Origin of the sequence: Schwartzia succinivorans DSM 10502 (assembly GCF_900129225.1) — a bacterium.
GTDB classification, from domain to species: Bacteria; Bacillota; Negativicutes; order Selenomonadales; family Selenomonadaceae; genus Schwartzia; species Schwartzia succinivorans.
In genome coordinates, this window is record NZ_FQUG01000005.1 from 1 (window position 1) to 24,761 (window position 24,761).

The following is a 24,761-nucleotide window of genomic DNA, read 5'->3' on the forward strand; positions in this document are numbered from 1 at the left end:
ACAAGCTGGTAAGGCACCTTGAAGACGACAAGGTTGATAGGTTGGGAGTGGAAGTCCCGTGAGGGATGAAGCGGACCAATACTAATATGCCGAGGGCTTGACTTACAAGACTAAAATGTTCGAATCTTCTTCTGTATAGTTTTGAGAGAGCAATCTCTTAACAAAATATATCCGGTGGTGATGCCTACGTGGTTCCACCTGTTCCCATTCCGAACACAGTAGTTAAGCACGTAAAGGCCGAAAGTACTTGGCTGGAGACGGCCCGGGAGGATAGGAAGCTGCCGGTTGATAAAGAGACATGTATAACGCATGTCTCTTTTTTCGTGTATAGGAGTTACACCTTGTATGCAGCTCCTATTTTGTATGTTTTAGTCTGATTGATAATATAGTATAACTCGGCAAAAGATGTCCCCCACTTCTGTAAGTGGGGGAATTGGCAAATAACAGGCGGTGAGCATATATCTCCCGCCTCGTTGAAATGCCTTCAATCAAAGTTTGCCTATGGCAAACTTTGATTGAAGGCATTATAATTAAATAAAAGGATTTACTATCGGCTTATTGCAGGGAAGGTGAGTACGATGAGCGTTATGGGAATTTCCGGCAGCGGAGTAAATTGGGGATACAGCTGGCAGCAGAATGGATATGGTTCAAATACTTCAGACCCTTTGGCATACGGTCAGGATGCGCTGAATCCAATGGCACAGGGAGAGGAAGAACGTCAGGGACCTATTCTTAACAGCGGTTCTACCGAAAAAGCTATGGGACGTAAATCTTCTCCGGCTGAGTGCCAGACGTGTAAGAACAGAAAATACCAGGACGGCTCGAACGAGATGGTGTCATTCAAGGCAGCGGGGCATATTGCGCCGAGCAATGCGGCTGCTGTAGTAATGGGCCATGAGCAGGAACATGTATCGAATGCTTATCAGAAGGCTGCGAACAATAACGGCGAGGTTGTTCGTGCTTCAGTACGCTTAAAGACTGATGTTTGTCCGGAATGCGGGCGAACCTACATTTCAGGTGGTGAAACCTCTACGCAGATACGGTACTACAACGAGTCAAATCCGTATCAGAAGGATATGAAGGAATCAGACGCGGACAATAAGTACCGTGGGATGAATGTAGATATTGCGGCATAATGCAGCAGATGAGCGGAGCCAAAAGGTTCCGCTTTTTCCTTCTGTGATTAATAGATTATTTTGTAATGTTAATTTAACTAACAATAACGCTGTCATGGTATAACTCGGCAAAAGATGTCCCCCACTTATGTAACTGGGGGCTGGGACAAATAACAGGCGGTGAGCATATCTCCCGCCTCGCGCGACGCGAAGCTAGTGCCATTGGCAAAATGCCGCAGAGGAAAGTTTGCCTTGGCAAACTTTGATTGAAGGCATTATAATAATAGATAAACTTAAATTAGGAGGAATACCTGCATTTATGGATAATGTCTATCAGAAGGTTGCGCTTTTTTATGAGAAACGCAGCGCGCTTAACCCTTTGGTCAGGCAGTCACGGATTGAAAGATATCTAAGACAGCTTGCATGGAAGGGTAGCAGTGATGATGAACTCAGAAAAATCTGGGGTGCGCTTTCTGTTCTTTTAGATTATGTTTTCAGCTCGGGACTGTTTTCTTTTGCCGCGCTCACGGAGTATGACTACCATGAGATTATGTATCGGCTTAAGGACGAGCATCCGGAGATGAAGTTCAATGAGCATTTTGTTAATGGGATGTTTGGAATTTTCTCGGATTTTTTGAGCGAATACTGTGGCAGGGATTCTGCTCATGTTAAGGCCATGGAAACGGCCAGGGAATCTTTTTTTAAGGACGGGGTGTTTTCCTGCCCGGAGCGGCCATCCTTTGATTCTGTGTATGAAAAGCTGAATCATGAGGAGGAGATTACGCCTGAGGAAGAGGATAAAATAAATGACGACCTTGCATCGCTGGTTGACCGGGTTCAGCGTTTTTTCCTTCAGCCTGCCTTCCGCTCCGACTATCTCAGAGCGCGGGCGCTTTTTGCCGGGCCTTACGGGGATGCTTCGCTGGAGGACAAGGAGGATTTTCTGTACGGCTTTTGGGATTATTTTTTCTTTGATTATCATATGACGGAGGAGGATATTACACCAATCCGTTATTTTTATGAAAAAGGACGGCAGCTTTTGTCCCCAGGGGATAAATATATTCTTCAGGATCTCCTGAAGACAAGACTTTCCGTTTTTTACGTTACACATACTGAGGAAGACTGTATCTTTTGCAAAGATTTGTTTACCGATGAGGACATGCTTCTTCCTATTCCGGATAACGGCTTTACGGACTTTAAAAAGCTGATTTTATACGGACACGTATATCCTGAGGGAATTATGCTTTTGAATTATGTAACTGCAGTGCAGGCTTCGACGCATCTCAGAAAGCGCATAAAGGAAGAGGTGCTTGCACAGTATGAGTCCTTCAAGAAATATCAGATGCCGCACGCGTCGCTGAATGATTTTTTTACACGTCATGCAATAGCGGTCAGGCATACAATCAATATTTTGGCAAATTACGCGCAGCTTAAGGTAATGCATGCAACTTCAGAGGAAATTCCGCTTCGGCCTGAGGGGAACGCTGCACTGCTTTCTCCGGGGCAGGATGAGATTGAGGAAAGGGCGTTAAGCTTTGGTTTCAGCTGCTATGCCGCAGAGATGGCAAAAAGGATGTACGCGGATTACGTTTCTGTTACCGGAAGGCGTGAGCTTAGAAGTCGCAGGGCTGTTACGGCTGCGGTACTGATTCTTGTCCAGGGCCTTAACGGTATGGATTATATGGTTCCCGATGATATTATCCGTGAGGAACAAACTACGAAGCATGCGACTATTGCGATGATAGAGAAAATCGGTGAAGCGCTTCATATGGAGGAGCTGGACCCGAGATACAGGACTGAAGAGGGGTATGTACAGGCGTTGTATTCGACGTGATAATGTACGATACAAAATTATTTCAGCCATGAAAAGGAGGCGGTGTGATGCGCTGTGAACGATGCGGTTCCGAAATGAATGCGGAGGGGAAATGTCCTGTCTGTGACGCTTCAGGAGCGTCGGAAAACAAGGTGCGTGTACTTACGCCGGATGAAAAGATAAATTATGATGGAGTTACTATTGAGGAGCCCGGTTCTTATGATGAAAACAGCGGCCCCAGACAGGATATACGTTTTGAGCGTACGTCCTCAGGACCGCGGATTCACTATATGAGCTTTGGCAGCGGCAGTCCGCTGATGCGTAAAATCTGGCTCTTTTTGATAATTGCCGGGATTCTGGCATTTATCTTCTTTATTGCCCTGCCTGTGGCTGTTGTTGGCCTTGTTATTGCGGCGGCTGTATGGCTCTTTTTCAGCTTTTTTGGCTGATGGGCTTTACATATACAGGGGAAAGAAGGAAATCCTCTCCTGCGTGAGGAATCGGGTCAAGCATGAGTCCCCTTATATCTGAAGCAAGCGTATCATAGCGCAGCATCCGCTGGGCCATGTTGTCGGGTTCATCCGCGCCGTGCCGCAAAAACGGCCTTACCCGTGATATAATCGGAAGGCGGCTTTTTTCACGTATAATCTTGAGAAGACCTCTGCCGCGTTCGTTAAAGGCGAGTACGCGGATGTAAAGAGGACCGAGACGGTCGAATTCCATGAGTTCTGAGGGTGAAAAAGAAAGCAGGAGCGCCAGCAGCGTTCTGGTGATACGGCTCATGGGATATCGGCGGCTTCTTAAGGCAATGCAGAAGTCCTCGAGTGAATCTGCATTCTTTGCTGCTTCAAGAATACGATTCTCAAGACCTTCGGAAATTCCGAAGCCTGCGGCAAGGTCGCTGGGCGTCATGGTGTAGAGCTTCGCAAGGAGCGGGCGGAAAAGGTGTTCGCGCTCCGGGAAGCTTTTCTCGGCCGTCAGAGAAGAAAAGACAGAAGCAGGAACCGCGGTGCGGAGTGCTTCGGTAAGTCCGTGCTTCATTATACTGTTTCTTATGGCAGAGGCACTGGGATATTTGCCGGAAAGCTCCGTATCGTTGTAGGCACTGCCTTCCCTGAGCAGCGGAAGCGCATGAAGCTCAGGTGCGAAGGTATGGATTGCCCGAAGGTATTCGACAGCGAGAATAGTGTTTGGCCGACGCAGCGCATCAGCCTCGTCAGCTGTCAGTGACAGCGCCTTTGTAACAGCTGCCGCATATGAAAGCCCATCCTTCATGGTGCTTCGGATTGCCTGCTGCGTTTCGCCGCTTTGCAGTCTTTCGGCGATTGAGGAAAGAAATTCTGCATCGTCGGTTTCCGTGCCGAAGGAAAGCGTATCCACTATACCAAGTGCTGCCAGAAGGCGCACACCACCCTCGGCAAAATACTGCGCGCTTCTGACAGCGAAAACCGTCGGAAGCTCGATTACGAGGTCAGCGCCGTTTTCAACTGCACAGCGGGCCCGCACTCCCTTTGAAAGAATGGCGGCACTGCCGCGCTGGGTAAAGGCTCCGCTCATGCAGACCACTATAGATGCATCGGCACCGAGTTTTTTTCTGATTTTTTCAATCTGAAGACGGTGCCCGTTATGAAAAGGATTATATTCGGCTATAATGCCGGAGGTGTACATAATTCTCGCCCCTTTGCTTTTTCAAGTGTAACAGAAAAGCAGGGGAAAGAGAAGAAGGAAAGGAAAGTGAAAATGGGTATCTTGTCAATGCCGGCTATATTTGCCGCAATCTTCATCATGGTAGTTCTTTGTTTTGCGTGTCTTGTTATGATGATACGCGTGAAGGGAATCGGAATGCGGCTCACATTTCTTGGAGCTGCAATGGTGCTTCTTGTCGTTATGGCGGTGTTTTCCATAACAGAATTTCAGATGCAGAGTATGGAAAAGCCGGAAAAGAAACCCGTGCAGGAAGAAACAAAGGACAAAAAGACACCGTCACAGCTTGCTCATTCTTACGGCTCAGTCGAGCTTAAAATAGATGAGGCGACGATTCCGAAGAATGAAGACAAGCTTCGTCAGCCTGAAAAGCTTGATTTGGAGACGGGAAATAAATCAACAGCGTCACCGCAGAAGCAGCAGGAAATCCGCCGCGTCGGCCGGCATTTGGGAGCCATAGAGCAGGAGCTTTTCGACAAGCTGGTCAAGCTTGACGCACAGAAGCAGGAGATTTCATCCGCCCAGGCATCAGGGCTTTTGGATAACTATGATTCGCTCTTGAAAATATCGCAGATAAAGCTGCAGCAGGCAAAGCTTATTGAGCTTGCCATGCAGGAAAAGCTGAAGGTTCTTGACGAAGCAGTTGAGCTTACAGAGGATGAAAAGGCTAAAGACCGTGAACGCGTACAGCAGCGTATGCAGGCAGCTCAGCAAAAGCAGCAGGAATACAATCAGGTGATTTCGGAGATAACTGCAAATCCGGAGGTATTCCATAAGCTCTAAGGAAACGAATTGACTTGTTCGGCGTTTTCATAAGGGGAGGAAGAATTAAGAATGACAGAAAAGAAGCGTGTACTCGCCGCAATGAGCGGAGGAGTAGACAGCTCCGTTACGGCGGCACTTCTTTTGGAGCAGGGTTATGAGGTCATCGGAGTTACCATGCGTCTTTCGGAAGAAAGCCGGGAGGCAGATGACGATAAGGGCTGCTGCTCTATAAAATCGGTAAATGACGCACAGCATGTTGCCTCAATCCTTGGAATTCCGCACTATGTGCTGGACTTCCGCGAACAGTTCGAGAAGCATGTAATATGTAATTTCCTGGATGAATACGCCAAAGGCAGGACCCCAAATCCGTGTATCGAGTGCAACAGGGCCATGAAATTCGGTGCCCTCATGCAGAAGGCGCGGGAGCTGGGAGCGGACTTTGTGGCAACGGGCCACTATGCGCGCATAACATATAATGAGGAAAAAGGACTTTATGAGCTGAAAAAGGGACTGGACGAGAAAAAGGACCAGTCCTATGTGCTCTATCACCTGAATCAGGAAACTCTGGCACATTTTCTCCTGCCTCTCGGGGGCTTTACAAAGCCTGAGGTACGGGAGATGGCAGAGAAGTATAAGCTTCCTGTAGCCCATAAGGCAGAAAGTCAGGAAATATGCTTTATACCCGATGACGACCATGGGCGCTTCTTGCGTGAGCATCGTCCTGAGGCATTGATTCCGGGGGATATTGTCGATATGGAAGGACACGTGCTGGGACATCACCTGGGAGTGCCCCTCTACACCATAGGGCAGCGCAAGGGCCTGGGCATAGCAGCACCGGAGCCGCTTTACGTTGTCAGACTGGATACTGAGCACAATCGTGTTATAGTAGGCGGAGCGCAGGATGTATTTTTCGGAGGGCTTACCGCGGGGAATGTGTCATGGACTATTCCTGCTCCGACGGAGCCTTTGAGATGTACAGCGAAAGTGCGCTATGGACGGCGTGAGGGAGCGTGCACGGCTGAAATCACGGTGGATGGAGCACTTCATGTTGTCTTCGATGAACCCCAGCGCGCAGTAACGCCGGGGCAGTCTGTTGTACTCTATGACGGTGAGCGCGTATTGGGAGGCGGCATCATAGAAAGCGCCGAGCCGGTAAAAAAGTAACATGAAATTTTGTTTAGAGAATTTCTTGCGAATTGCTTTGACTGGGTGCATAATATGGTAAACAGGAAACGACGTGCATTTGTTTTTGCAAGTTTTTGTTACAGATTGGAAGGATGATTCCGATGGCAGGCGGATTTTCAAAACAGGGAAAGCTAAGGCTTATCATAGCGGCGCTCATACTGGCTGCCGCCGTGGCAGGCGGAGTTACATGGTATTTCGGTTATTATACAAAGACACCGGAGTACTCTGTCCGTATGATGCAGGAAGCTGTTGCGAAGCATGACCAGGAAAAATTTGCCCGCTATGTGGATGTTGAAAACCTCGTAAACACCTCCTGTGATGCGTTGTTCGAAGGAATCATGGATGCCGACGCTTCCATGAACGACGCCCAGAGAAACGCAGTGGCGGGCTACATGGACTTTTTCAAGGCTCCGCTTCGTGCAGGCTTTACATCTGTTATCAAGGATTTCGTAAAAACAGGTGAATGGGGCGGAAATGCCGGCGGCACCGCAGCGCTCTCGGTTGATTCCGACGTCGTGGTTAACAAGGCAGGCCTGAAAAATATTACATTCCGCGGATTAGAAGGAATAGAGCAGAACAAAGAGGACGGTACAGCAGTCGTGTCTGCCTGCGTTTTCCCTGAAGATGTAGGTCAGGAATTTGTACTGAAGGGCCTCCTGAAAAAAACAGAGGACGGCTTCTGGAGGCTGGAGGAAATCTCCAATTTCCGTGAATTCATACGGTTTATCGCAGTATCGAGACAGGGCAGAGTAAAAGCCTATGTCGAAGAAACAGACCGAATCATGCAGGCACATGACGCCGCTATTCATGAGCTTGACAAAAAATTCGTAGACATCGTGCAGACAGGAAACCTCAGTCAGGACGCTACAAGAATGGCGCTCAGAAAAGTAATGCTGGAGGAAATACTTCCGGACTGGCAGAAACGCCATGAGGAGCTTGCGGCCGTCGAGGTTCCGCAGGCAGCTCAGACACTGCACCGCCTGCGCCTCCATATATGTGAGCTTCGTGAGTCCTACGCCAAAACCTACGCCGAATGGCTGGAAACAAAAGCTGCGCCGACCATCCGCAAAGCGAACGAAATGCGCCGCGACGTAAAAGAAATGGAAAGCGAAGCAAAACGTATCCGTGAACAGATGCGCGCAAAAGGTCTTTGATACGGAAGGAGTCCTGTATGACATACAAAGCAGCCGTCTTTGACCTTGACGGAACGCTCATAAACTCACTGAGCGATTTGACCGACAGCGGAAATGAAGTATTGGAAAAATACGGAAGGCCGAAGGAAACAGAAGATGCTTTCCGCTATTTTGTCGGCAACGGCTCCAAAAAGCTGATAGAAAGAATCCTGCCTGACCTTGACAATGACGGCATTGAAAAGGCACTGGCAGAATATAAGGAAATATACGCCAAGCGTCTTTTGAACAGGACAAAGCCTTATGACGGTATTACTGAAATGCTTGAAGAGCTCAAAAAACGCGGCATAAAAATCGGAGTCTGCACCAATAAGCACATGTCGGCGGCAGAGAAAATACTGGGAAAGCTGTTCAGAGAAGGGACATTTGATGCCTATGTTGGCGGAAGGCAGGGCGTACCGCATAAGCCTGACCCTGCCAACGTATTTTACGTTCTTGAAAAACTCGTAGTAAAGCCTGAGGAAACAGTGTATCTCGGAGACACCTCCGTGGATATGGAAACCGCGCACAACACCGGCGCGCTGGCGGTGGGAGTTACCTGGGGCTTCAGACCGGAAAAAGAACTCATAGAAAGCGGAGCGGAGATACTTATTTCGCACCCCATGGAGCTTTTTGAAAAAGTAAGATTTTGAAGGACAAAACGTCCGGCAGAAAATCCCTGTCGGACGTTATTTTTGAATGGAGAGAAACACATTGAAGAAAGAAATTCCTGTCACAAAAGGACAGAGCATTGAAATAAATATCGAACGCCTCGGCACAGGCGGAGAAGGTGTAGGCAGAGTAGACGGATTCACCGTTTTCGTACAGGGGGCACTGCCCGGAGAAAAGGTTGAGGCAGTCATAGAAACAGTAAAGAAAAACTATGCCGCGGGAAAACTCCTGCGCATTATCGAGGAAAGTAAAGACAGAACAGCCCCACAGTGTCCTATTTACAAAGAGTGCGGCGGCTGCCAGCTTCAGCACCTTTCCTACGAAGCGCAGCTCAAAATGAAAAAACAGCAGGTAATAGACGCCCTGGTTCATATCGGCGGACAGAAGGACGTTCCCGTGCATGAAACCCTCGGCTCGGCTCCGTGGAACTACAGAAACAAAATGCAGTTCCCTGTGGGCCTGGAAAAAGGAAAGGCCGTTATCGGCTGCTTTGCACAGGGCTCACATGACATCATAAACACAGAGAACTGCCTGATACAGAAGGAAGAAAACAACATCATCGCCGCTGTAATGCGTGAAGCCGTTGAAAAATATCACATCCCTGTCTACAACGAGGACAAGCATACAGGCGTGCTGCGCCACGTAATGGGCCGAGTGGGAAAAGACGGCAGCGTAATGGTCGTACTGGTCACGGCGAAGGAAGAGCTTCACCACGCAAAGGAAATCGTAAAGCTTCTCCGTGCACGGATACCAAAGCTCGTCAGCGTACAGCAGAACATCCAGACATATCATAACAACGTAATTCTCGGAAGAAAAACCAATATCCTTTGGGGAAAGCCGACAATCCTTGACTCCATTGGAGCATTGACCTTCCATATCTCAGCCCGTTCCTTCTTTCAGGTCAACACGGAACAGGCAGAGGTGCTATATAACAAGGCATTGGAATACGCAGCACTGACAGGAAAAGAAACAGTAATCGACGCTTACTGCGGAACAGGCACCATAAGCCTTTTCCTTGCACAGCGGGCACGCAGAGTATACGGCATAGAAATAGTGGCTCCTGCCATACGCGATGCCGAAAAGAATGCAAGAGACAACCACATAAGAAACGCGGAATTTATAGTAGGAGATGCCACGGCAGTAATGCCGAGACTCTACAAAGAAGGAATACGCCCCGACGTAATCGTCGTAGACCCTCCGAGGGCAGGCTGTACTCCTGTAGTACTTGAAACAATAGCAAGAATGAACCCAACGCGCATAGTATACGTAAGCTGCAACCCGGCCTCCCTGGCGAGAGACCTCAAAATCCTCGAAGACCTGGGCTACAAAGCCAACGAAGCCCAGCCCGTGGATATGTTTCCCCAGACTTCGCACGTCGAAACCGTCGCGAGGATTGAAAAAATTTTCGTCAAAAAACAGTAAAAATGCTGTAAAAGATATTTTGCAGAAGCAACAAATGGAGGGAGATCCGCAATGGGAGTATCGTTCAGACATTCTGCTGGTTTCGGAAAGAGAATTGAATACAACTTAGTAGGACAGATGCTTATGGAAGGGCTGGACGTTTATATGCCTCTTGTCGATGATCATGGCGTTGATTGCGTAATAAAGAAAGAGGATGGGACTTTCATTGAAATCCAGATAAAAGCCCGCTCCAATGAGGTAACTGACGGTGATGCAGCGTTGTTTTCAGCCATTACGCATGAGCAGACTGAGAATTTTTATTTTGTATTCTATTCCGAACGGCTTGAAATGATGTGGATCATGTCTTCTGAAGAATTCCTTAAGGAATGTGTTACGAACAAGAACGGAAAGAATAAAGGGAAAAGAAGTATCTGGTTTAATGGAAATAGGACCGACAAACAGACTGGAGAAAAGAAAGAATACAGCAAAAAACAATTTGAGAAATATATAGCAAGGGATTTTTCCCGCTTTTATTGAGGAGAAGTAGAGTTAATTCATCGTATGTTTGCTCCTGTGAATCTTTTCACCAGTGATTCGTTTCCTGTTGCTGCGTGGCTTAAACGGACATTGCCATGTCTGTCTTGTTGTATGTGGAAACAGTCGCGTGGATTGAAAAAAATTCCGGAAAATAAAAGTAAAATTTATCATTTAAGCAAAAACGCAAGGCTGGACTGAAAATGTCTGCCTTGCGTTTTTGTTTATGGTTGATACAATAAAGAACCCGTCAGTAGTGCTGACGGGTAAATAGCCTTTTGAAATTGTTCTATGCGATTTTTTCTGTTGGCGGTTCGGCCGGTTCAGGGATAGGCATACCATCGGCCAATGTGTTTTCAAGCCAACACCTTTTAGCATCTTCAATCATAAAGAGCAGTTCATCCCAAGTCTCAGCACAGGTTATACAGCCTGGCAAATCGGTAACACGTGCAGCATAGCCACCTTCAGGGCTGGGGAAGATTTCAACTTTGTAAGGGAGACTCATATAATATTTTAAGTCCTTCTTCATAAGATTCCCTCTCTTTCAAGTGTTTCTTTTACAAGTCTTATGTAAGTTAAATTCATTGGCTTATGTCTTGGCAACGTAAAACCGTACACATTAGGCTTACTGAAAAAGTAATGGCTGGAACCGTTATTGCGGATTGTGTATCCATTCTTTTTTAGGACATGTGCCAATTCTTCAAATGTTAAGCCTTTGTCGAGTTTGCGAATTCTTTCTAATGCTTTTTCGTATTTAGACATTTAGTTCACCTGCATTTATTATACCATATACTGAGGTGTATATAATCATTAAGCAATAATTATTCAACCGCAGGAGGAAAGAGCGCGGCAGGATAATGGGGTATGTGGCGTTATTTCTTTTCTGCATATATAATGATGGATTATATGCAGAAAGTGTTAATAATGCTTAACTTTCTGCATATAAAATGCTATTATATATGCAGAAAGGGGGCGGAGTATGAGAAAGTTTGATTATGGATTCCTTGATAATGGGTTACTTCCGTCAAATATTTTAGATATCACAAGTAATATTTATTCTTTGAGGACAGCTGCTGGGTCAAGAAAATCGCAATATAGTGCGGTTTTTACGGAATTGGAAGCGGTTGCGAGAGTTCAGTCCGTTAAAAGCTCTAATGCGATTGAGGGGATAATTACAAGCGACCAGCGCATAGCAGATATCGTCAATAACAGCAGCGCTCCTCTCAATCATGATGAGGCAGAAATTGCCGGATATCGTGATGCGCTCAATATGATTCACACTGAACACGCACATATTGATTTTGGGGAAAAAGATATTCTGCACTTGCATGAAATCATGCTGTCTCATACAGGGGACAGTTTGGCAGGAAAATACAAACAGACGAATAATGTTATCATCGAGCTCGATTCTCAAGGAAATAGAAAAGTTCGATTTCGTCCTGTTCCTGCAGATGAGACCGGAGCGGCTATGGAACAATTGGAGCTTGCGTATCTTGATGCCTGCTCAAACTCAAATATCAATCAGCTTCTGCTTGTTCCGTGCGTGATACTGGATTTTCTCTGCATTCATCCGTTTCGTGATGGTAATGGAAGAATGTCACGATTGCTTTCGCTGCTTCTTTTGTATAAAAATGGATTTGATGCAGGAAAATATATTTCTTTTGAAGAACAGATAAACAAGTATAAAGATTTGTATTATGACGCGTTAAAGAAGTCTTCTTTAGGTTGGAATACAAATGAAAATGATTATTTCCCGTTTATGCAGAATTTCCTGTCAACGCTGTATATGTGTTATAAGGAATTGGACAAACGCTTTGCGGTTGTTCACGGAAAACGAGTCACGAAAACTGCGCGTGTCGAGGCGACGGTGCTTGGCAGTTTGATTCCAATATCAAAGGCAGAGATTTGCGCGATACATCCCGATATAAGTCCGACTACTGTTGAAGCGGTTTTAGGTAAAATGGTAAAGGTCGGGCAGATAAAGCGGATTGGTGCGTCCAGAGGGTCGAGATATGTGCGAAACAAGTAGTTGTGTGTAAGTACGGAAGCTTGTTAGTGTTCGGCAGAATATCCTAACTCATCAAAATGATATTTTTCCGTAACATATTTGCGGATTAAAACAACAGAAACGAGGTATGGGTTATGGCAAATGATGAAAAGAAAATATGGGGAATACATACTTATGATGACGCCTTGTTCCTTAAGGGGAGTGTAATAGCAATCGGATGGAGCGAAATGGGCAATCTTAGTGATATTGAGGCAAATAGGGAAGCGTTCAAAGAAAAATATGCACAAGTTTATCCGGATACGAAGAAGCGTAGCGTATCAAATGCGGCGGGGATGTTATATCGTTTTCTTTACGAAGCTCAGATTGGCGATTATGTCGTATTTCCATCAAAAAGCAATCGCGAAGTAAATATCGGTGTGATTGAAGGGGAATATGTCTATGATTCATCGCAGCAGGAATATGTACAAACGAGAAAAGTGAAATGGCTTAAGCATTTGCCACGCATGGCATTTTCACAAGGTGCGCTTTATGAAATAGGTTCGGCGCTGACCTTCTTTGCGGTAAAGAATTATGCTGATGAGTTTTTGGCTGCGCTTGATAAAAACTTTAAGAAAAATGATTCTGCCGAGGATGAAGATGAGAGTGTTGGTCCAACTGCTGACGATATCATTGAAAGCACGAAAGATTTTATACTAAAGGAATTAAGTCGACAGCTTAAAGGGTATGATTTAGAAGGGTTCGTTGCAGACCTTCTTCGTGCGATGGGATACAGAACCATTGTTTCACCGAAGGGCGGTGACAGTGGAATAGATATTACCGCATATAAAGATGAACTTCCTCCACGTATCCTTGTTCAGGTGAAGAGTCAAGATGGGGATATCAAGGAAACAACGATTCAATCTTTAAAGGGTGCAATGCGTGAAGGTGATTATGGTTTATTTGTAACACTTTCAAATTATACGAAGAATGCACAGAAGTATCTAGATAATACTCCAATCATTCGTGGGATTAATGGGACAGAGCTTGTTGAGCTCATTTTGAAGTATTATGAGGATTTAAGTGAAAAGTATCGGAAAATGATTCCGCTCAAGAAGGTGTTTATTCCAGGGGCGAAAGAAGAATAATTTGTCAAAGATTGGAAAATGAAATTACGGGGGGCAGAGATATGGAGTGTACGGTCAGGCTTGAGCGGGAATCGGAATACCGCGCGGTGGAAAATCTGGTGAGAAATTCGTTTTGGAATGTGTACCGCCCGGGTGCAATGGAGCATTATGTGCTGCACTGTTTTCGCGGAAATCCGATATTTATAAAGGAGCTTGGGCTGGTGCTGGAAAAGGATGGAAAGCTTATCGGATATACTATGTATGTGAAATCGGAAATCTGCCTTGATGACGGCGGAGCGCTTCCAATCATCACCCTTGGGCCTATCTGCATTGCAAATGAGTACAAGCGGCAGGGCTGTGGAAAGATTCTCCTTGATGCATCCCTTGAAAAAGCCAGGGCGCTGGGCTTTGGTGGTGTCGTCATGGAGGGAAATATTGATTTTTATGGCAAGTCCGGCTTTGTTGTGGCGAAAGAAAGAGGCATCAGCTATGCGGATGACCCTGAGGCGGAGTATCTTCTTTGTCAGGAGCTGAAGCCGGGATATTTTGACGGGGTAAGTGGGACGTTCGCCGACCCCGAAGGATATTTCGTCTGTCAAAACGATGCAGAGGGTTTTGCTTCATTCGATGCGGAATTTCCAAAGAAAGAGAAGAAAAGACTGCCGGGGCAGCTTTTTAGTGAATAGACAGTTTCATGAAGCTTTCCCAAACCTCTGCAGGTTGTCAAATAACAGGCGCTGAACATATCTTCAATTCGTACGATATGAAGATGGCGGAATTTGGTAAAGCGTATTAATATCGTATGAATGAATAGAACGCGAAGGCAGACGTGGAAAGTTTGCTTTCGCTTTTTTAGTTTGTGAAAATTATGCTACGAAAAAATTTTTTAGGGACTTGTGCAACGTCTGCTGACGATGTATAATTTGGCTGTAACCACAGCAGACGATGTATAATTTCATTAAAACTACAGCAGACGATGAAACGAGGAGGGTTTTTGGTGTGACAACATGGAGATTTGATCTGAATGATGAATATTCGAGGAAGCTGGAGGAGGCGGCAGCGGTAAGGCGGCTGAGCGTTCCGGATTATATTCGGTACAAGCTGTTTGGTGAAATGACGATTTTCTCTGTTGATGAGGTCATCAAAAGGATTCAGGCGGGCGATTTTGAAGGCAGGGAATTTACAATACCTGATGTATTTTCGGACGAGGAATGGTCACATATCAGCAAGGGAAGTGCGGGCGTGCTTGGAAAGAATTTCAATGCTTACATTATGGAGCATCCCAGCCTGGGAATCAGATTTATCGCGGATAAGACAATTAAGCGCAGAGCGGTGTACACATATATCATTAATTAAGCATGGAGAATCATGAAAGGATGATTATTATGTTGTATTCAATTGATAATGGAAAATACGTGAGACACATTCCCCATAAGAAGGAATTTGATAAATGGATGGCGATGCTTTCAAAAGCGGATTACGCGAAAATAGAAAACGAACTTAATAAGAGAATCAACATGAGCGATGTCAATACTGCTGGTTGGATTCCAGGGCATGACTGGACAGGTACAGTATTTGAGCCTATTTATCATGCCTGCGGACAGAATATTACTCATTCGGCGATGTTTTTTGGACTCATTGTGTTTAATCTGCTGATGAATCGTCAGGATAAAGTATGGGGGTTTGGAAGATTTGAAAAGGATGGTAAACCGATAGAAAGCATGACATATTTCGTGCTCGATAATCCACCATCATTTTAAAAATTCAATGCCAATAGGAAAGTGACATTATTGCCATAGGAGGCCTTTACACATGTCGACTGCACAGGAAAGAATAGAAATCTTTCAGGATACACTGGAATGGATCAGGACTAATGAAGCTCTTTCTGCATCCATACCTATTGCAAAGATGAAAACAACATTGTTTTACGAGGATGATTATCCTGATTTTGGTGTATCAAAAATAAAAGATACGATTGTGACTATTTCGGGTGACAGAAGTTATCAAGCGGCGATGAGGCTTCATCGTGAGAATCCTGAGGCGAAGATAGCAGTCATGAACTTTGCCAATGCATTTCATGCAGGTGGCGGAGTTACCAGAGGCAGTGGAGCTCAGGAGGAATGTTTGTGTAGGACTTCAACGTTGTATCCTTTGCTGTATCGAAAGACACTTCGTGATACATTTTATAAGCTTCATAATGATCGGAATTCTTCTAAAGCTACGGATTCGCTCATATACACTGAGGACGTTATTATTTGTAAGACTGATGAAGATTTGCCAAAGAGAATGCCACAGGAGGACTGGGTTACGGTAGATGTTATCACGATTGCTGCTCCTGACCTTCGCGACAAATCAAATATTCATGCTCCGCTTGTAAACGGCGGTACGTACATGAATGATGCAGAGCTTTTCGGGTATCATGTAAAGCGCGCTATTCATATGCTGACATGTGCGGCAGCAAAGGGAGCAGATATTCTTATTCTTGGCGCATTTGGCTGCGGCGCGTTTCAGAATAATCCTGAAGTAGTTGCGAGGGCCTATAAAACAGCATTACAGGAATTTCCAAGGGTATTTGAGAAGATTGAGTTTGCTGTGTATTGCCCGCCGGGCAACAGCAGAAATTATGATGTGTTCACTAAGATATTGAGAGATATAGGCTGACTTGTAAGATGATGGTGCTGTTCTTATACGATAAATCTGTTGATAAAAAGGTCTCATCTGACGTAGAATTATCAGTGTAGGATAAGATTTTGAAGTGTGTTTGACTATGGAAGACGTGAACAGGATTTCAAAGGGGGACTGAGTATGAAAAAAAGGTTTTTTGCAGGTATTGTTTTATGCGCGTTGTTGCTGTCGGTATGGACTGTCGGTATAAGCAAGGGGTTTGCGGCGCAGGTGTTTGTGAATCCGACGGCTCCGATGGTGCAGACACGGGTGCGTGCTTCAGAGTCCTTCAGGGATATGCTGGAGAAGAATCCTGAGGTTCAGGCGCTGGTGGTAAAATCAATCGCAAAGGCGGCAGAGATCAATCCCGACAGGGTAACTAATCCTGCTCAGTCTCTGGATGAGTTGTATTCTTTTTTGGACTACACTGTGACATGCATGCCGTGGAATATCCTGCAGGAGGAGAAATACGACAGCTTTGCCACAAAATGCGACCAGAGTATTCTTTATGTTTACTGGCTTCTTGACCAGCCTCTTGAGGAGCTTGAGGGTAAAGGTCTTTTCTATCCTTCGGTAGAGTATCTTGAGCCGGTTTATAAATGGCTTACGGTTTATAACAATAAATGGCGTGAGTATCTTGATACGGAAAAATCGTGGAAACAGGAATACCTTGACATGCTGATGGCCGACCCGACATGGAATCTTGATAAGGGCTGGTACGAGCCGTCTGATAAATGGCACACCTTCAATGAGTTTTTCTCCCGGAGATTGGCAAATGACGCAGCGCGCCCGATTGCAGCGCCTGAGGATGACAGTGTTGTAGTATCACCTGCGGATTCGCTTCCTCAGGGGGTATGGCAGATAGATAAGGACGGAAGGTTCTTCGCTGACCCGATTATGAAGGAAGACGGTGTGACAATAAAAAGCTCCACATACGTCACCGTTGAGCAGCTGCTTGGCGAGCCGGGAGCTGCATACGCGAAATATTTCTACAATGGCATACTTACTCACACATATCTTAATTATGACGATTATCACAGATACCATTTCCCTGTTTCGGGAGAGGTTGAGGCTGTGTATATTGTTCCATACGCAAACGCGGTTGGCGGAGTTGTTTACTGGGATGAAGAGAAGGGCCTTTATGTTCTTGAGTCGAATTCTCTTTCATGGCAGAGTGTTGAAACGAGAGGCTGCGTAATCCTTAAAACGGAGTATGGACGGGTTGCGGTCATTCCTGTGGGAATGGGACAGGTATCCAGTGTCAATTTTGTTGAAAGCGTAAAGCCCGGAACAAAGGTGAAAAAGGGCGATGAGCTGGGATATTTCCTCTTCGGCGGCTCTGACTGCGTGATGCTTTTCGAGGGAAGCTCGGGATTCAAGCTGACCGTAGGCAAGGGAGAAAAATCCGGCTACTCTGCAGGCTATGCCCATGTTCTTTGCAGGGAAGAGTATGGCAGATTTGTACGTAAGTAAGGTTGATTTTGGTACAGAAGCAATAACGAAATTATGAAAAGCAAGTAAAAAGGGCACAGGCTCGAAATGAGTCTGTGCCCTTTTTGTGTTTCGATGAATTTACGCTTAATGTAGTTTCACCGGTTTATTCGCATTTTGACCAGCCGCACCAGCTGCAGGTTACGCAGTTGCCTTCGGGGCGCAGTGTGTGGTGATGGCACTCGGGACATTCGCGGTTGATGGCGGCGTTGTCATGTTCGTCATGGTAGCGGTCCGCGTCATTCTGCTGGGTTTCGTTGTAGACCTCGGCAAGGGCGGAGGCTATTGCATTTCCGCAGGAGAGGGAGATATCCCGCCTGCCGTCGCGTATGAGTGCCTGACATGCGGAGCAGCGTGCGTTTGCCAGCTGTTTTATGATTGTCGGCACGCGTACGCCCGCGCGGAGTGCAAGGGAGGTGAGACGCGTTATGGTGGCGATGTTTGACTGGCAGCCGCCTGATGCGTTTGTGAATACCTCAAAAATCTGCCCCTCCGGGGTGCGGTTTATGGTGATGTACATTTTGTCTACACAGGAGGTGTGGCGCACAAGGGTGCAGCCGTTGACTCTCGCGATGTCGTTGCGGCGTACCGGCTCGATGGTGTTGTATGCGATGGTTGGAGCCTGCGAGGTGACGCCTAAGATGTTGCCGCGCTTGCAGCCGTCGCGGAATACGGTTATGCCCTTGCATTTAGCTTTCCATGCTGCGAGGTAGATGGAGCGTATTTCCTGCGGTGTAGCTTCCGTGCGGAGGTTGACCGTGGAGGAAATGGAGTTGTCCACGTATTTCTGCATTGCAGCCTGGAGCTTTACACGGTTGAGGAAAGGCACTTCGTGACTTTCGATTACCCACGGGAAGCGCTTTCTTATGTCCGCGTCGCTGAGGTCGTCGCCAAGCTTGTGATATTTCAGCAGGTCATGGACAGAGTGAGCGAAGACACGGAAGGATTTATGCTCCAGCTCCATTTTGTGGGTGGTGCGCTCATAGCTGATTTTGTACAGCGGTTCGCAGCCGCCTGTGAAGGTTCCCATGAGAAGGGATATTGAGCCTGTTGGCGCGATGGAGATGAGGGTGCCGTTTCGGAGCCCGTTTTTCTCTATGAGTGCGTAGACATCAGGGGCTTCTTCCTTCAAAAGCTCAATAAGAGGTGAGAGCTTCGTCTTTTCCCAGTCGTAGCGGCCGAAGGGGGCTTTTTCTCCCGCGACTGTTGCAGAGGTGCGTGCGGCTTCGATGAAAAGCTCACGCATGACATCTGCGGTGAACTTATTCGCTTCGTCGCTGCCGTAGGTGAGCTTCATGGCGATGAGAGCATCCGCGAGTCCGAAGAGACCGAGACCTACGCTGCGCCAGTCGTCGATGCAGGTGCGGTTCGCATCCAGCGGCTGTGTCTCGTAGCCGTAGTCGAGGATTTCGTCGAGGGCGCGGATTGCGGTGTGGACAGCATCGGCAAAGGCCTCCTTGTTAAGGTGCGGATTTTCACCGAATTTGTCGTCTATGAAATTGTAGAGATTTATGCTCATGAGGTTGCAGGAGTTGTATGCGTTGCTTCCAAACTCACCGCAGGGGTTTGTGATCTCAATATTATAGTCGTCGTAGCCTGACAGAAGATTGTAGTCGTTCAGGCGGTCAACGAAGAGCGCTCCCGGGTCACCCCAGTTCCACTGCGTACGGCAGTATTCATCGAAGAACTCCGATGCGTTGATTGTGCGGCGGATTTTTTCGCCCGTCGCTTCTACATCAAAACGCAGCTCGTAGGGCTTTTTGTCGATTACTGCCTGCATGAAATCATCCTTGAAAAGGACGGATAAGTTCATGGAGGCGAGCTTTTCGTTTTCCTGCTTCATGTGCAGAAACTCGTATATGTCGGGATGGTCGCAGTTGAGGCCTACCAGCATTGCGCCGCGGCGTCCGTTCTGGCTGATGACCTCGCCTGTGCTGTCGAAGATTTTAAGGAAGGAGATAGCTCCCGTCGATGTACGCGCAACATTTTTTACGCGGCTTCCCTTCGGTCTGAGACAGCTGATGTTTACGCCTATACCGCCGCCGTAGGAGAAGATTTTCGCAATTTCCTCATTGATTTGAAAAATCGACTCGATATCGTCCTGAGGTGAGGGCAGTATGTAGCAGTTGGAAAGGCTGCTCTTGAATTTTCCCTTTGCGCCCGCGGCATAAAGAGTGCGTCCTGCAGGGCAGACCGATGCTTCCTCCAGGTATCGGCGCATTGCCTCTCTGACCTTCGGGGAGAAGATTCCCGTCACTCTGTCCATGAACTGCTGTGGTGTAGTCTCGCCGGGGTGATAGTATTTTGCCTTTAATATTCCCTGGCCGATTTCGCTTTCATACCATTTTTCCATTCCATTCACTCCTGTGTATGCTATTGAAAATTCATACTATGTATGGTTATGCGTTAGAGAATAGTATATGATAAAGAGAGAAAACAGGCAAAAAGAGTTCGACGTAGAAAAGTGGATTTTTTAGCATATATGGTGGTAATATCTCTGTATATGTCCATATCTTGTATATTTTGCTTGGCAAAAGCTTTGAAAAGAGGCGTTGACATGGAAAAGAAAGCGACAGACCTGTATATTCAAAAATTTTCCTTTTGGGAGCATCTGTCGGATGAAGAGAGGAAATTTTTGAATGACCATACACATCCCGTGAAGTTTGCAAAGGGTGAAATGGTGCAGAGCGGAAGTGACCGCTGCGCTGGTGTCATGCTGGTGAAAAAGGGAAGGCTTCGGACGTATACGCTGTCTTCCGACGGGCGGGAGGTGACTCTGTATCGCATAGAGGAGTGTGATGTGGGTGTGATGTCCGCGTCATGCGCGCTGCAGTCTGTGACCTTTCACGTTCTCATAGAGGCAGAGGAGGATACGGAGGTGCTTCTTACGGAGTCTGATGCCTTCCGCCGTCTGGCGAATGAAAATGTTTATGTGCGCTGCTTCGGTTATGAAAAGGCATCTGAGCGCCTGAGCGAGATGCTTTGGAAGCTTCAGCAGGTGCTGTTTTTGAGCGCGGATCAGCGGCTTGCGCTGTTTCTTAGCGGAGAAAGTGAAAAGACCGGAAAAGAGGAGCTGCATCTCACGCATGAGCAGATTGCAAAATATATGGGAAGCGCCAGAGAGGTTGTGAGCCGTCTTTTGAAATACTTTTCTCAGGAGGGAATTGTTGAAGTCCGTCGTGGCGCAATCAGGATAAAAGATAAAAACAGGCTTCATCAGATGGCGGAGGGATGATGGAGATTTTCTTATACGATGCTTACGGGCGCTAAGACTACCGCTTCCAAAGCGGGAGATAAGCGCCAGCAAAAAGCCCTGAATAAATCTCATTTTACGTGAAAAATATGAAGGAATGCTTTGCAAAATTTGCTTATTACAATCGGCTGTGATATCATAAAAAGCGGTTTGATTATTTTTGGCTGAACCGCAATTTGATTGCTCCATGTTCTGCATGGAAGGCTGAAATGAATTTTGTGTTTTCATCAGGATAAAAATCGTGGAAGGTTTATTGTCCTTTTGAAAATGTGAAATAAGTTCCGTCATGGAAACAGAAAATTTCAAAGACAAAGGAGAATGAATCTTGCCACAGGAAAAATCAGAGTTAATACTTTCTATTTGGTTGATGACTTACAACACGCTTAAGAATGCTTTCTCGCAGGAGGATGCAATGAAGCTGCAGAACACGATTCTGCCGGAGGTTGTTAAGGATGTAACGGAAACTGCCCAGTCGAGAAACTCAGGCAGCGAAATCGACTTCACGTCCGAGGACGTCCGCACATCTATCGGCCGCGTTCTTCTCAGAAAATGCGGAGTCGCTTACTAAAAAATTTAGAGCTTTCCCACGAAGGAAATTTCCTCGTGAGAAAGCTCTTTTTTTGTGCGTTTTTCTGGGCAACGGTTAATTTTGTGATTCCTGCAGCGACGCGTAGTAAGCCTTGACAACCATAAGGGTAAACTCCTGACTGATTACTCCAGCTTCGGGATTAAAGGACTCACTGTGGAGCTCCGTGTTGGACAGGACGCGGAGACCGATGAAGGGAATACCGTACATCTTACAGATCTGTGCGGAAGAGTGTGTTTCCATTTCCTCGCATAAAGAACCGTATTCCGTGTTAAGAAAATGAATCCTTCCCGGTGTCCGGTTCCAGCTGTTGGCGGTAGCAATCGTTCCGGCAACGGCCTTCCCCCTTGTGTAGTATTTTGCCTGTTCCTTGGCGATTTTCAGAAGCTTTTCGTCCGCATGGAGCTTTATATCGTAATGGAGCTCGTCATTTTCGTTGTAGGCGAAGAATCTTATGTCCTCCGCGCTGGCGGTATGCACTTGGGGCTGACTCACCCATGCACTGTAATCAAAGGAGTCGGCACCGATGACAAGGTCGAAGGTGTGCAGTGACGGGTCATGACCGCCGCAGGTGCCCTGGTTGATGACGGCGATTGGCTTGAAATGCTCAATCCCCAGCACCGTAGATGCCGCGGCGTTGCTCATGCCGATACGGGTGACCGATACGACTACGGGAACGCCCTGATAATCACCGCTGACAAAACGCCACGGACCAATCCGTTCATCTCTGGGATTCGTCAGAGCGGCAATCATGCTTTCAGTTTCGCAGGCCATGGCTCCCTGAATTATGATGGGGGCAGAGGCCTGCACCCGCATCGGAAGGATTACAAACAGGAAAATAAAAACAAAGGCAAAATACCTTCTCGTCAAATGTTTCATGAAAATATCCTCCTTTTTGCCAGGCTATTAATTGGATTATAACATAGTATTCATTGTCATTAACATCAGAGCTTTTTTGTTTGCAATGGGAAGCATTGTTGGTAGAATATATTTGAGTGAGCGTGGAAGCACATACCAAGGCGCTTGCTGTAATTTGAATGAAAAGCGGTGGGAAGATGGAAAAACTGTACAATAGCATCTATAACAGCCTGGACAGACGGGACTATACTGCCGCACGGAAATATATTGAGGAGCTGGCTCCCCATGATCCGGTGGAAGCAGCAAGGCTGATGGTCAGCCTGTATATTGAGCAGGAGGACAGCCGCGGAGCTATGCAGGCCTGGGATAAGCTCGATACACTTCTTCCCCATGATTTTTTTACACAATTTCTCCATGCACGGATTCTTTTTATGGAGAAGCGTTATGTCAGTGCTTATAAAGAATTAAAAGATATTCAGCTGCCCTCGGATAAGATGTATGGCTATGGGGAAAAGATAGCGAACCTGATGGGGCAGTGCTGTCGGATTTTAGGCAGAACAGGCGAGGCTGCACAGGCGTATAAGAAGGCGGCGGAGTGGGCATCAGAGCCGGCTCTGAAAGCTATGGAATACAGCAATTACCTGTTTAATCTCCATTACAGCGGCAGCCACAGTGCCGAATACCTGCGGCAGCAGGCGGCAGGCTTTGGTCAGCTTTTCCGAGAGATAGATGCGTTTAAGCAGTACAGACAGCGGGATTCGGAGAAGCCTCTGCGCATAGGCTATCTTTCACCGGATATCCGGCATCATGTGGTGCTGTGTTTTTGTTACGATTTACTGACTGCATATAGTCGGGATAAATTCGAAGTGTATGTCTATATGCTGGGGCCTGAGGACGAATACAGCGATAAAATCAGGCGTCATGTGACAGGCTGGCGCAATCTCAGAGGTCTGCCGTTCCGTGATGCCGCGCGTGTTATCCACGATGATGAAATAGATATTCTGGTAGATTTGGCAGGGCATACCAAGGGAAACGGGCTGCCGATTATGGCATATAAGCCTGCGCCGGTACAGATTTCAGGCATTGGATACTTTGCCTCCACGGGACTTGATGCAGTGGATTATTTCCTTGGGGATTGTTCCCTTGACGGAGATGGGGCTTCCCATGAATTTGTGGAAGATTTGATTGTTCTGCCCCATAGCCATTTTTGCTACAGGCCGCTGCATAATGTACCTCTTCCGAAGGAAGCTCCTTTCCTGGGCAATGGTTATGTGACCTTCGGCAGCTTTAATAACTTCGCAAAAGTAACAGATGAAGTGCTTGCCGTATGGAACAAGATTTTGACGGCTGTACCCCAAAGCCATCTGCTGTTAAAGGCGTCGGTATTTGACGGCGGAGAAACAGAGGGCTATACCCGTGAGAGACTTTTGAAGGCGGGACTGCCGATGGACAGGGTAGAGTGCCGGGGCTTCAGTGAGGATTATTTGTCATCCTACGGAGATATGGATATTGCGCTGGATACCTTTCCCTATCCCGGAGGAGGAACAAGCTGTGACGCGCTCTACATGGGAAGACCTCTTATATCGCTGGTGGGTAAAAGCCACGGGGAAAGGTTTGGCTACAGTTTGCTGAAGAATTTAGGGCTGGAGGAACTGGCAGCTTTTTCAGAAGATGAGTACATTTCTCGGGCTGTGATGCTGGCAGAAGACAGAGAACTTCTTGCAGGACTGCAGAAAAGCATCCGCGGTATGATGCAGAAATCCCCGCTTATGGACAGCAGACTGTACCTGCAGGAAATGGAAGCCGCCTATTCTGATGCATGGGAGAAATATGAATTAGGGCAAAGGAAATAAGCTTCTTTTGGGGGAAAATAAAAGATGGGGGTTGTAATACAGATATAATTTTATATTTTTGCAGTTTTGTTTATATTTTTGATTTGATAGTCAACAAAAATAGCCCTCTGCGGAAAATCGCAGGGGGCTTTTGAATTTGGGGGTTATTTTATTCTACAAGAGCCTCAACGCCTTCTTTTGGGATGAGGCCGACGGACTGTTTTACTGCCTGTCCGTTCTTGAATACGAGCAGTGTCGGGATGCTCATGATGTCGAAGCGGGAAGCGAGAGTTGGCTGTTCGTCAACGTTGATTTTGCCAACCTTTACGCCGGGGTGCGCGGAGGCAACCTCATCTATAATCGGAGAAAGCATACGGCACGGGCCGCACCAGCCTGCCCAGAAGTCAACGAGGACTGTTTCCTTCGACTGAAGCACTTCCTTTTCAAAGTTTTCTGCTGTAATTGTAATGGGTTCCATGATGATATATGGCTCCTTTCATGTGATTGTTTATCCTATGTTCAAAGAGTACCATGATGTGAGTTCATTTTCTGTGACTTTGTCACGCGGGGAAGAAAGGAAATATGGTATACTATACACTAATTAAAAC

At 46.7% G+C, this 24,761-nt stretch carries 25 protein-coding genes and 2 rRNA genes; 21 read left to right on the forward strand and 6 right to left on the reverse strand.

Translation table 11 applies throughout. The features are described from left to right. From BUA83_RS12735 to BUA83_RS06660, 5 genes are all read left to right on the forward strand, one after another. Window positions 1-105 (forward strand): 23S ribosomal RNA (locus BUA83_RS12735); the annotation flags it as partial. A gap of 65 nt (window positions 106-170) precedes the next feature. Further along, window positions 171-287: ribosomal RNA gene (gene rrf / locus BUA83_RS06645) — 5S ribosomal RNA — on the forward strand. 291 nt (window positions 288-578) lie between these two features. Next, complete coding sequence (locus BUA83_RS06650) at window positions 579-1,136, forward strand: hypothetical protein (RefSeq protein WP_200796012.1); 558 nt, start codon at window positions 579-581, stop codon at window positions 1,134-1,136. 298 nt (window positions 1,137-1,434) lie between these two features. Continuing rightward, on the forward strand, window positions 1,435-2,949 hold the full coding sequence (locus tag BUA83_RS06655; RefSeq protein ID WP_072935433.1) for a hypothetical protein: 1,515 nt from the start codon (window positions 1,435-1,437) through the stop codon (window positions 2,947-2,949). 47 nt (window positions 2,950-2,996) lie between these two features. Continuing rightward, complete coding sequence (locus tag BUA83_RS06660) at window positions 2,997-3,377, forward strand: hypothetical protein (RefSeq protein ID WP_072935434.1); 381 nt, start codon at window positions 2,997-2,999, stop codon at window positions 3,375-3,377. Here the strand turns inward: BUA83_RS06660 and BUA83_RS06665 are convergent. Next, window positions 3,361-4,596 (reverse strand): tRNA(Met) cytidine acetate ligase, encoded by a 1,236-nt coding sequence (locus BUA83_RS06665; protein WP_072935435.1) that lies wholly within the window; start codon window positions 4,594-4,596, stop codon window positions 3,361-3,363. The two genes, BUA83_RS06660 and BUA83_RS06665, sit on opposite strands and share 17 nt — an antisense overlap. 66 nt (window positions 4,597-4,662) lie before the next feature. Here BUA83_RS06665 and BUA83_RS06670 point away from each other — a divergent pair, with 66 nt between their 5' ends. The 6 genes from BUA83_RS06670 to BUA83_RS06695 all read left to right on the forward strand — a co-directional run bounded on the left by BUA83_RS06670 (window position 4,663) and on the right by BUA83_RS06695 (window position 10,361). After that, window positions 4,663-5,415, forward strand: a complete 753-nt coding sequence (locus BUA83_RS06670; protein ID WP_159430485.1) for a hypothetical protein — start codon at window positions 4,663-4,665, stop codon at window positions 5,413-5,415. Between the two features lie 51 nt (window positions 5,416-5,466). Beyond that, a complete protein-coding gene (mnmA, locus tag BUA83_RS06675) occupies window positions 5,467-6,561 on the forward strand; it encodes a tRNA 2-thiouridine(34) synthase MnmA (protein WP_072935437.1) in 1,095 nt (364 codons plus the stop codon). A 122-nt stretch (window positions 6,562-6,683) separates the two neighbouring features. Next, a complete protein-coding gene (locus BUA83_RS06680; RefSeq protein ID WP_072935438.1) occupies window positions 6,684-7,736 on the forward strand; it encodes a hypothetical protein in 1,053 nt (350 codons plus the stop codon). Between the two features lie 17 nt (window positions 7,737-7,753). Beyond that, window positions 7,754-8,404, forward strand: coding sequence for an HAD family hydrolase (locus BUA83_RS06685; protein WP_072935439.1), 651 nt, complete (start codon window positions 7,754-7,756; stop codon window positions 8,402-8,404). 61 nt (window positions 8,405-8,465) lie between these two features. Next, window positions 8,466-9,845, forward strand: coding sequence for a 23S rRNA (uracil(1939)-C(5))-methyltransferase RlmD (gene rlmD / locus BUA83_RS06690; protein WP_234988292.1), 1,380 nt, complete (start codon window positions 8,466-8,468; stop codon window positions 9,843-9,845). Between the two features lie 51 nt (window positions 9,846-9,896). Next, on the forward strand, window positions 9,897-10,361 hold the full coding sequence (locus tag BUA83_RS06695; protein ID WP_072935441.1) for a hypothetical protein: 465 nt from the start codon (window positions 9,897-9,899) through the stop codon (window positions 10,359-10,361). Window positions 10,362-10,647: 286 nt separating this feature from the next. On the opposite strand, the gene BUA83_RS06700 is transcribed toward BUA83_RS06695, so the two are convergent. Both BUA83_RS06700 and BUA83_RS06705 read right to left on the reverse strand, forming a co-directional pair. After that, window positions 10,648-10,887, reverse strand: a complete 240-nt coding sequence (locus tag BUA83_RS06700) for a type II toxin-antitoxin system HicB family antitoxin (protein ID WP_072935442.1) — start codon at window positions 10,885-10,887, stop codon at window positions 10,648-10,650. After that, on the reverse strand, window positions 10,884-11,120 hold the full coding sequence (locus BUA83_RS06705; RefSeq protein WP_072935443.1) for a type II toxin-antitoxin system HicA family toxin: 237 nt from the start codon (window positions 11,118-11,120) through the stop codon (window positions 10,884-10,886). Before BUA83_RS06705 ends, BUA83_RS06700 begins: the two co-directional genes overlap by 4 nt. A 217-nt stretch (window positions 11,121-11,337) precedes the next feature. On the opposite strand from BUA83_RS06705, the gene BUA83_RS06710 reads away from it, so the two are divergent. From BUA83_RS06710 to BUA83_RS06740, 7 genes are all read left to right on the forward strand, one after another. Next, entirely contained in the window at window positions 11,338-12,387 is a 1,050-nt protein-coding gene (locus tag BUA83_RS06710; RefSeq protein WP_072935444.1) for a Fic family protein, read from the forward strand. A gap of 113 nt (window positions 12,388-12,500) precedes the next feature. Continuing rightward, on the forward strand, window positions 12,501-13,490 hold the full coding sequence (locus tag BUA83_RS06715) for a restriction endonuclease (RefSeq protein ID WP_072935445.1): 990 nt from the start codon (window positions 12,501-12,503) through the stop codon (window positions 13,488-13,490). A 41-nt stretch (window positions 13,491-13,531) separates the two neighbouring features. Further along, window positions 13,532-14,155, forward strand: a complete 624-nt coding sequence (locus tag BUA83_RS06720) for a GNAT family N-acetyltransferase (RefSeq protein ID WP_072935446.1) — start codon at window positions 13,532-13,534, stop codon at window positions 14,153-14,155. Between the two features lie 313 nt (window positions 14,156-14,468). Beyond that, a complete protein-coding gene (locus BUA83_RS06725) occupies window positions 14,469-14,825 on the forward strand; it encodes a DUF1413 domain-containing protein (protein WP_072935447.1) in 357 nt (118 codons plus the stop codon). A 29-nt stretch (window positions 14,826-14,854) separates the two neighbouring features. Continuing rightward, window positions 14,855-15,229, forward strand: a complete 375-nt coding sequence (locus BUA83_RS06730) for a hypothetical protein (RefSeq protein ID WP_072935704.1) — start codon at window positions 14,855-14,857, stop codon at window positions 15,227-15,229. 52 nt (window positions 15,230-15,281) lie between these two features. Then, window positions 15,282-16,130, forward strand: a complete 849-nt coding sequence (locus tag BUA83_RS06735) for a TIGR02452 family protein (protein ID WP_072935448.1) — start codon at window positions 15,282-15,284, stop codon at window positions 16,128-16,130. Between the two features lie 144 nt (window positions 16,131-16,274). Further along, window positions 16,275-17,606 carry a phosphatidylserine decarboxylase gene (locus BUA83_RS06740; RefSeq protein WP_094756515.1) on the forward strand — a complete coding sequence of 444 codons (1,332 nt, stop codon included), beginning with the start codon at window positions 16,275-16,277 and terminating at the stop codon, window positions 17,604-17,606. Window positions 17,607-17,730: 124 nt separating this feature from the next. On the opposite strand, the gene BUA83_RS06745 is transcribed toward BUA83_RS06740, so the two are convergent. Beyond that, entirely contained in the window at window positions 17,731-19,977 is a 2,247-nt protein-coding gene (locus tag BUA83_RS06745) for an adenosylcobalamin-dependent ribonucleoside-diphosphate reductase (protein ID WP_072935449.1), read from the reverse strand. 204 nt (window positions 19,978-20,181) lie between these two features. On the opposite strand from BUA83_RS06745, the gene BUA83_RS06750 reads away from it, so the two are divergent. Both BUA83_RS06750 and BUA83_RS06755 read left to right on the forward strand, forming a co-directional pair. Further along, the gene (locus BUA83_RS06750; protein ID WP_072935450.1) at window positions 20,182-20,859 is read left to right on the forward strand and encodes a Crp/Fnr family transcriptional regulator; all 678 of its coding nucleotides are present in this window, start codon (window positions 20,182-20,184) and stop codon (window positions 20,857-20,859) included. Window positions 20,860-21,202: 343 nt separating this feature from the next. Then, a complete protein-coding gene (locus tag BUA83_RS06755; RefSeq protein WP_072935451.1) occupies window positions 21,203-21,445 on the forward strand; it encodes a hypothetical protein in 243 nt (80 codons plus the stop codon). Window positions 21,446-21,520: 75 nt separating this feature from the next. Here the strand turns inward: BUA83_RS06755 and mtnN are convergent, their stop codons facing one another. Next, on the reverse strand, window positions 21,521-22,342 hold the full coding sequence (gene mtnN, locus BUA83_RS06760; RefSeq protein ID WP_094756516.1) for a 5'-methylthioadenosine/S-adenosylhomocysteine nucleosidase: 822 nt from the start codon (window positions 22,340-22,342) through the stop codon (window positions 21,521-21,523). Between the two features lie 176 nt (window positions 22,343-22,518). On the opposite strand from mtnN, the gene BUA83_RS06765 reads away from it, so the two are divergent. Next, window positions 22,519-24,174, forward strand: a complete 1,656-nt coding sequence (locus BUA83_RS06765; RefSeq protein ID WP_159430486.1) for an O-linked N-acetylglucosamine transferase, SPINDLY family protein — start codon at window positions 22,519-22,521, stop codon at window positions 24,172-24,174. A gap of 148 nt (window positions 24,175-24,322) precedes the next feature. Here the strand turns inward: BUA83_RS06765 and trxA are convergent, their stop codons facing one another. Next, the gene (gene trxA, locus BUA83_RS06770; protein ID WP_072935453.1) at window positions 24,323-24,631 is read right to left on the reverse strand and encodes a thioredoxin; all 309 of its coding nucleotides are present in this window, start codon (window positions 24,629-24,631) and stop codon (window positions 24,323-24,325) included. Window positions 24,632-24,761 lie beyond the last annotated feature (130 nt).